Origin of the sequence: Streptomyces sp. UH6 (assembly GCF_013421635.1) — a bacterium.
Classification (GTDB): domain Bacteria; phylum Actinomycetota; class Actinomycetes; order Streptomycetales; family Streptomycetaceae; genus Streptomyces; species Streptomyces abyssomicinicus.
Window position 1 is genome coordinate 1 of record NZ_JACADT010000209.1, and the last position, 7,521, is coordinate 7,521.

The following is a 7,521-nucleotide window of genomic DNA, read 5'->3' on the forward strand; positions in this document are numbered from 1 at the left end:
TCGGCCGCGGGCACCTCGAGGAAGGCGCCGTCCGCGGTGCGCAGCCGTACCCGGTCCACGCCCTCGGCGAACTCCACGTGCTCGGCCCCGAAGCGTTCACGCAGTCCCTGCAGCGGGGTGGAGCGGTGGAGGAGCGTGCCGCTGTACCAGTCGAGCTTGCACTCGTCGGCGAGGAGTCCGACCACCGCGAGCCGGGTCCCCGCAGGCAGGGGCAGCAGGTCTCCTTCGTTCTTCAGCAGCACCACGGCCTGCTCGGCGGCCTCCCGGGCCAGTTCCCGGTGGGCGGGGGTGTCGAACGCCGCGGTGCGGGCGTGCGGGTCGTCCCCGGGGTCGAATTCGCCGAGCCGGAAACGGACCGACAGGTGGCGGCGCGCCGCCCGGTCGATGTCGGCCTCGGTCAGCAGGCCCTTCTCGAGGGCCCGGGTGATGCGCCCGGTCATCACCGAGCTGTCCGTCCCGTGGTCGGTGAAGCTGTCGACGCCGGCCCGCAGGGCGGCCGCGGTGGCCTCCTCGTGGGTGTCGAAGTAGTGCTCGGAGTCGACCAGGTTGGACGGCGCGCCGGCGTCCGAGCACACCAGCAGCGGCTCGTCCGTCCAGGTGCGCAGGTGTTCCTCCAGGTAGGGGGAGACGTGGTTGGGGCGGCCGTTGACGAGGTTGTAGGCGGGCATCACCCCGGTCGCCGTCCCGGCCCGCACGGTCTCCTCGAAGGCGCGCAGGTCGTACTCGTGGAGCACCCGAGGGGGGACGGAGGAGGAGGTGACGTCGCGGCCGGTCTCGTTGTTGTGCGCGAGCCAGTGCTTGAGCACCGGGGCGGTGCGCCAGTACACCGGGTGGTCCCCGCGCAGCCCCCGGGTGTAGGCGGTGGCGATCGCCGAGGTGAGCCGCGGGTCCTCCGAGTAGCCCTCCTCGTTGCGGCCCCACAGCGGGTGGCGCAGCAGGTTCACCGTCGGCGCCCACACGTTGAGGCCGACCCTCCCGTCGCGGGCGCGCATGGCGCGCACCTCCCGGGAGACCGCCTCGCCGACGCGGCGGACCAGGTCGGTGTTCCAGGTCGCGCCGAGTCCGACCGCCTGGGGGAAGACCGTCGCCGGGCCCATCCAGGCGACGCCGTGCAGCGCTTCCTGGCCGGTGCGGAAGGCGGCGACGCCGAGCCGGTCGACGGCGGGCGCGAACTGGTGCAGCAGGGAGATCTTCTCGTCGAGGGTGAGCCGCCCGAGGAGGTCCTCCACACGCTTCGCGAACGGCAGCCGGGGATCGCGGAACGACGGTGCGGGGGGCATCGCTGCGGTCACTGTGGTGGTCCCCTTGCAAGGCGGCGGCGGAAGGCTTTCGAAGCGCTTCGATGCTGGTTTCGGGAGGGGGCCCTGTCAAGCCCGTGGCGCGGCCGGGTCCACCGTCCCGCCCCTTATTCCGAGACATTCCCGGTGTTTCGCGGGTTCCTGGGCCCATCGAGGAATCTTGGCGACGGACCTTGTGCACCCCGAAGTGTTCACCTAACCTCGCCTCCAGCTTCGAAGCGCTTCGACAGAGCCGCCGCAGTCGACGGGCCCGGGTGTCCGGGCGCCCCACGAAGGGTTGACGCAATGACGCCGAACGCCGCCCCCGCCCCCGCCGGCGCGAGCCGGAGAACCTTCCTCGCCTCCACGGCGGTCGCCGCCGTGGCGGTGGCCGGCGGGACGCCACTGCTCAGCGCCTGCGGCGCCTCGGACAGCGGCGGCGAAGGAGGGTCCTCCTCGGACAAGGGCGCGAAGAAGCTGCTGCCGACCTACGTCGCGAACAACGTTGTCACCCCCGACATCCCGTCGAAGAACGGCTCGGCGGTCGGGTTCACCGCCGAGCTCGACCTCGCCACGCTCAAGACCTCGGTGCCCGAGAAGCTCGGCAAGGGCAACAAGGTCACCGTGATGTCGCCCTTCTGGGGCTCGCCGCCGAAGCAGGACAACGCCTACTACAAGGCGATGAACGACCTGATCGGCGTCGACGTCGTCTGGCAGAACCAGGACGGCAACACCTACGACCAGAAGCTCGGCGCGGTCCTCGCCTCCAGCGCGATCCCGGACGTGGTGGTGGTGCCCGGCTGGAACATGGGCGGCAAGATACCCACCGCCCTCACCAACAAGTTCGCCGACCTCGGCCCGTACCTCTCCGGCGACAAGGTCAAGGACTACCCGAACCTCGCCGCGATCCCGACCGACGCCTGGCAGCGGTGCATCATCGGCGGCAAGCTCCGCGGGCTGCCGATGCCGTCCTCGTACGTGCCCAACAACGTGCCCTTCTACCGGCAGGACATCTTCGAGAAGGAGGGCTACGAGATCCCGCGTTCCTGCGCGGAGTTCGAGGCCCTCTGCAAGGAGATCACCCGCCCCGCCGCCAAGCGCTGGGCCTGCCTGGACATGAAGTGGACCGCGTTCAGCGCCTTCGGCGTGCTCTCCGGCGGTGAGAAGCCGCTCGCCTGGAACCTGGTCGACGGCAAGCTCGTGCACCGCACCGAGACCGACGAGTTCCTCGAGGCGCTGGAGTGGACCCGCAAGCTGTTCGCCGCCGGGTACGTCCACCCGGACGCCAAGCTGGGCAAGAACGCCCCCGACCCGGGCCCGAAGTTCGCGGCCGGGGAGTTCCTCATGTACAACCAGGACATCTCGCAGTGGTGGAGCCGCACCGCCGAACAGGCCGTGCAGAACCCGGAGTTCAAGATCTCGGGGTTGGACTTCTTCGGCCATGACGGGGGCGACCCGCTGCTGTGGGCGACCCAGCCGGCCAACATCTTCGCCTTCGTCAACAAGAAGGCCTCCGAGGCCGTGGTCCGTGACGTCCTGGCGGTCGCCAACGTGACCGCCGCGCCGTACGGCACCAAGGAGTACATGGCCGTCAACTACGGCGTCGAGGGCACCCACTACACGGTGAAGGACGGCGTGCCCGCCAAGAACGACCAGGGCAACAACGAGGTGATGAACGCCTTCGTGATGATCGCGAGCCCTTCCGCCACCATCGCCCACCCCGACTTCCCCGAGGTCGCCAAGGCGCAGGTGGAGTGGCAGCAGCGGATGGGCGCCTTCACCAAGAAGTCCAGCTTCTACGGCCAGATGATCACCGAGCCGTCGCGCTGGGCCGACCTCGGCAACGACTTCGAGCAGTTGGAGGACGACATCGTCCGCGGCCGCAAGAAGGTGTCCGACATGCAGCAGGCCGTCTCCGAGTGGAAGAGCAGGGGCGGCGACGAACTGCGGGACTGGTACCGCAAGCTCCTGGACGAGAACGGCTCGGCGGCCGGCTGACCCGGCCCCACACAGGCGAGGAGAGGGCCGTGTCCCACAGCACGGCGCCCCGGAGCGACACCGGGGCGGCGAAAGAGCCGGAGACGACCCCGGTGGTGTCCGGCGGCACCACCGGGGGCACCGGCGGCGTCCGGCGCAGCACCGCCGGTCCCCCCGAGGGGTCGCGGCTGCGACTGCGGCTGCGCTGGCGGCGGGACCGCGCGCTGCTGCTGATGTCGGTCCCGGCCGTGGTCTTGATCCTGGTCTTCAACTACCTGCCGATCCTCGGCAACGTCGTCGCCTTCGAGGACTACGACCCCTACATCAGCGACAACGGCGTCGTCTCGATCCTGAACAGCTCCTGGATCGGCCTGGAGCACTTCGAGCAGCTCTTCGGGGACCCGGCCTTCTGGCACGCGGTGCAGAACACGCTGATCCTCTTCCTGCTCCAGCTGCTCCTCTACTTCCCGGTGCCCATCGCGCTGGCCCTGCTCATCAACAGCGTGGTCAGGCCCCGGGTGCGGGCGGTGTCCCAGGCGATCCTGTACCTGCCGCACTTCTTCTCCTGGGTGCTGGTCATCGCCGTCTTCCAGCAGCTGCTCGGCGGCGCCGGGCTGCTCTCCCAGCTGCTGCGGCAGCACGGCTTCGACGGCATCGACCTGATGACCGATCCGGAGACCTTCAAGTACCTCGTCACCGCGCAGAGCGTGTGGAAGGACGCCGGCTGGGGGATCATCGTCTTCCTCGCCGCGCTGGCCTCGGTCGACCAGGAACTCTACGAGGCCGCCGCGATGGACGGCGCCGGACGGTGGCGGCGCATGTGGCACGTCACGCTGCCCGCGCTGCGTCCGGTGATCGCCCTGCTGCTGGTCCTGCGGGTGGGCGACGCGCTGACCGTGGGCTTCGAACAGATCCTGCTGCAACGCGACGCCGTCGGTCCCGAGGCCTCGGAGGTCCTGGACACCTTCGTGTGGTGGTACGGCGTCCGCAACCAGGACTTCGGCTACGCCGCCGCCGCGGGCCTCGTCAAGGGCGTGGTCAGCATCGGTCTGGTCCTCGCCGCGAACAAGGTCGCCCATCTCATGGGCGAGCAGGGGGTGTACCGCAAGTGAAGACCGAACTCGCCGAGGCGCCCGCCCGGGAGCGGTGGTGGGCGGCGCCGCCGCGCCCCGTGTGGGAGGAGCCGCCGGGCCGCGCGGGCCTCGCGGGCAAGGGCCTGGTGCTGACCTTCGCCTGCCTGGCCATCCTGTTCCCGCTGTGGATCGTCGTCGTCACCAGCCTGTCCTCGCGGAAGACGATCGACGAGGCGGGCGGGCTGGTGATGGTCCCGCAGGACATCACCTTCGTCGCCTACCGGGAACTGCTCAGCGGCGGGCAGGTCAGCCGGGCGGCCGTGGTCAGCGTGCTGGTGACGCTGGTCGGCACGCTCTTCTCGATGGCGGTGTCCGTGCTGTGCGCGTACGGCCTGTCGCGCAGCGGCTCGCTGGGGCACCGCTGGATCCTGATGACGCTGATGGCGACGATGTTCTTCAGCGCGGGCCTGATCCCGTCGTACCTGCTGGTGCAGTCGCTGGGCCTGATGGACACCTACCTGTCGCTGATCCTGCCGAGCGCGGTGAGCGTCTTCAACATCCTGGTGCTGCGCGGGTTCTTCATGGGCATCTCGCAGGAACTCGTCGACAGCGCCCGGATCGACGGGGCCGGTGAGTTCCGCATCCTGTGGCAGATCGTCCTGCCGCTCTCCCGGGCCGTCGTCGCGGTGATCACCCTGTTCTACGCCGTCGGCTACTGGAGCGCCTGGTTCAACGCCTCGCTGTACCTGAACGACCAGGACAAGATGCCGCTGCAGAACGTCATGATCCAGCTGGTGCAGAAGCAGCAGGCGCCGGTGGGGCTCGGCCAGGCGATCAAGACGGGCGAACTGTCGGGCCTGGCGGTCCAGATGGCCGTGATGGTGCTGGCGCTGCTGCCGGTCGCCGTGCTGTCGCCGTTCGTCCAGAAGCACTTCAGGAAGGGCATGCTGACCGGCGCGGTCAAGGGCTGACCGGCCGCTGCCTCCCTCGATCCCTCCCCTCCGCTCCCTCCCCTCCGCTTTCTCCCCGTCCGACCCGCACGCGTAGGCACACGACAAGGCAGGCGCCCATGGACCGGCCACGACACCCCGTACTGGCCGACGCCGCACGCGGCCGCATCCTGTTCGGCGGCGACTACAACCCCGAGCAGTGGCCCGAGGAGACCTGGCACGAGGACGTCCGGCTGATGAGGGAGGCCGGGGTCAACACCGTGACCCTCGGTGTCTTCTCCTGGTCCCGGCTGGAACCCAGGCCCGGCGTCCGGGAGTTCGGCTGGCTCGACACCCTGATGGACCTGATGCACGACAACGGTGTGGGGGTCGTGCTGGCCACCCCGACGGCCTCTCCCCCGCCCTGGATGGGCCGCCTGCACCCCGAGACACTGCCCCGGGACGCCGACGGGCACGTCGAGTGGTGGGGCGGCCGGCAGCACTTCTCGCACTCCAGCGCCGTGTACCGCCGCTACGCCGCCGCCATCACCGAGGACCTGGCCGCCCGGTACGGCTCCCACCCGGCGCTCATCCTGTGGCACATCAACAACGAGTACTGCACCTTCGACCACGGCGACGAGGCGGCGGCCGCGTTCCGGCGCTGGCTGCGCGAGAGGTACGGCACCCTGGACGCCCTCAACGCCGCCTGGGGCACCGCCTTCTGGAGCCAGGGCTACGACTGCTGGGAGGGCGTCCTGCCCCCGCGCCGCGCCCACTACCTGAACAACCCCTCCCAGGTGCTGGACTTCCGGCGCTTCACCTCCGACATGCTGCTGGAGTGCTTCACCGCCGAACGCGACATCGTCGCCCGGCACACCCCGCACATCCCGGTGACCACCAACTTCATGCCGCTGTGGACGGGGCAGGACGGCTGGCGGTGGGCCGAGGAGGAGGACGTGGTCTCCGTCGACCTGTACCCGGACGCCCGCGACCCGCTCGCGCCCCGGTCCGCCGCACTGGTCCAGGACCTCACCCGTTCGCAGGCCCGCGGCCCGTGGATGGTGATGGAGCAGGCCGCCGGAGGCGTCAACTGGCGCCCCGTCAACCAGCCCAAGCCGCGGGGCCTCAACCGCCTCTGGTCGCTGCAGGCCGTCGCCCGCGGCGCGGACGCCGTCTGCTACTTCCAGTGGCGCCAGTCCCGGCAGGGCGCCGAGAAGTTCCACTCCGCCATGCTCGGCCACGCGGGTCCGCGGGGCCGGGCCTTCCAGGAGGTGAAGCGGCTCGGCGCGGACCTGGCACGGATCGGCGCCGAGGTCGCGGGCACGGACATCCGGGCGGACGTCGCCGTCCTGCACGACTGGCACGCCTGGTGGGCCGGCGACCAGGACGGCCGTCTCTCCACCGAGGCGGGGGCCGACTACCCGACGGTCCTCTCCGCCTGGCACGGCGCCCTCTGGGAATCCGGCGTGACCTGCGACTTCGCCCATCCCGAGCACGACCTGTCCGGCTACCGGACGGTCGTCGCGCCCCAGCTCTACCTGCTCACCGACGCCGCCGTCGACAACCTGCTGGCCTACGTGCGCGGCGGCGGCACCCTGGTCGCCGGCTTCCTGACCGGCACGGCGGACCAGGACGACCGGGTCCGGCCCGGCGGCATGGACGTGAGGCTGCGCGAGCTGTTCGGCGTCCGCGTCCTGCACGAGTGGTGGCCGCTGCCGGCCGGTGAGCAGGTGGACTGCGAGGGGTTCACGGGGACCCTCTGGTCGGAGGAGATCGAGGCCGCGGACACCGTCGACGAGGTCCTCGCCTACCGGGGCGGGGAGCTCGACGGCATGCCCGCCGTGCTCCGCAGGGACCGGGCCTGGTACTTCTCCACGCTCCCGGAACCGGAGGCGCTGCGCGACCTGCTGGCGCGGATCGTCGCCGGGGCGGGGGTGCGCCCGGTGCTGGACGGACTGCCCCCCGGGGTGGAGGCGGTACGCCGGGGCGGCCTGCTGTTCCTGCTCAACCACGGGCGCGCCCCCGTGACCGTCCCCCTGCCCGGCCGCCACCACGACCTGCTCGGCGGGGCCGCCGTCACGGACGCGGTCACCCTGGACCGCTACGGGGCGGCGGTGCTGCGGTCATGACCTCCGGCCCCGTGCACGGCACCTGGGAGCCGTCGCCGGCGGCCCGCTGGGAGGACGCCTTCCTCACCGGCAACGGCCGCCACGGCGCCCTGGTGTTCGGCGACCCGGAAGACGACCGGGTCGTGGTCACCCACCA

Annotated in this window: 6 protein-coding genes; 5 read left to right on the forward strand and 1 reads right to left on the reverse strand. The window is 71.0% G+C overall.

The genetic code is table 11. The features are described from left to right. On the reverse strand, positions 1-1,292 hold a 1,292-nt coding region (locus tag HW445_RS13010), incomplete at its 3' end, for a glycoside hydrolase family 3 protein (RefSeq protein WP_180221180.1). A gap of 291 nt (positions 1,293-1,583) precedes the next feature. Here HW445_RS13010 and HW445_RS13015 point away from each other — a divergent pair. The 5 genes from HW445_RS13015 to HW445_RS13035 all read left to right on the forward strand — a co-directional run. Continuing rightward, complete coding sequence (locus HW445_RS13015) at positions 1,584-3,275, forward strand: extracellular solute-binding protein (protein WP_180221181.1); 1,692 nt, start codon at positions 1,584-1,586, stop codon at positions 3,273-3,275. A 29-nt stretch (positions 3,276-3,304) separates the two neighbouring features. After that, the gene (locus HW445_RS13020; RefSeq protein ID WP_180221182.1) at positions 3,305-4,366 is read left to right on the forward strand and encodes a sugar ABC transporter permease; all 1,062 of its coding nucleotides are present in this window, start codon (positions 3,305-3,307) and stop codon (positions 4,364-4,366) included. Beyond that, on the forward strand, positions 4,363-5,298 hold the full coding sequence (locus tag HW445_RS13025) for a carbohydrate ABC transporter permease (protein ID WP_180221183.1): 936 nt from the start codon (positions 4,363-4,365) through the stop codon (positions 5,296-5,298). The genes HW445_RS13020 and HW445_RS13025 overlap by 4 nt, the downstream gene beginning before the upstream one ends. 98 nt (positions 5,299-5,396) lie before the next feature. Continuing rightward, positions 5,397-7,385: a beta-galactosidase gene (locus HW445_RS13030; RefSeq protein ID WP_180221184.1), complete on the forward strand. Its 1,989-nt coding sequence runs from the start codon at positions 5,397-5,399 to the stop codon at positions 7,383-7,385. Next, the coding region (locus HW445_RS13035) for a glycoside hydrolase N-terminal domain-containing protein (RefSeq protein ID WP_180221185.1) at positions 7,382-7,521 on the forward strand (140 nt) is incomplete at its 3' end. The genes HW445_RS13030 and HW445_RS13035, both read left to right, overlap by 4 nt.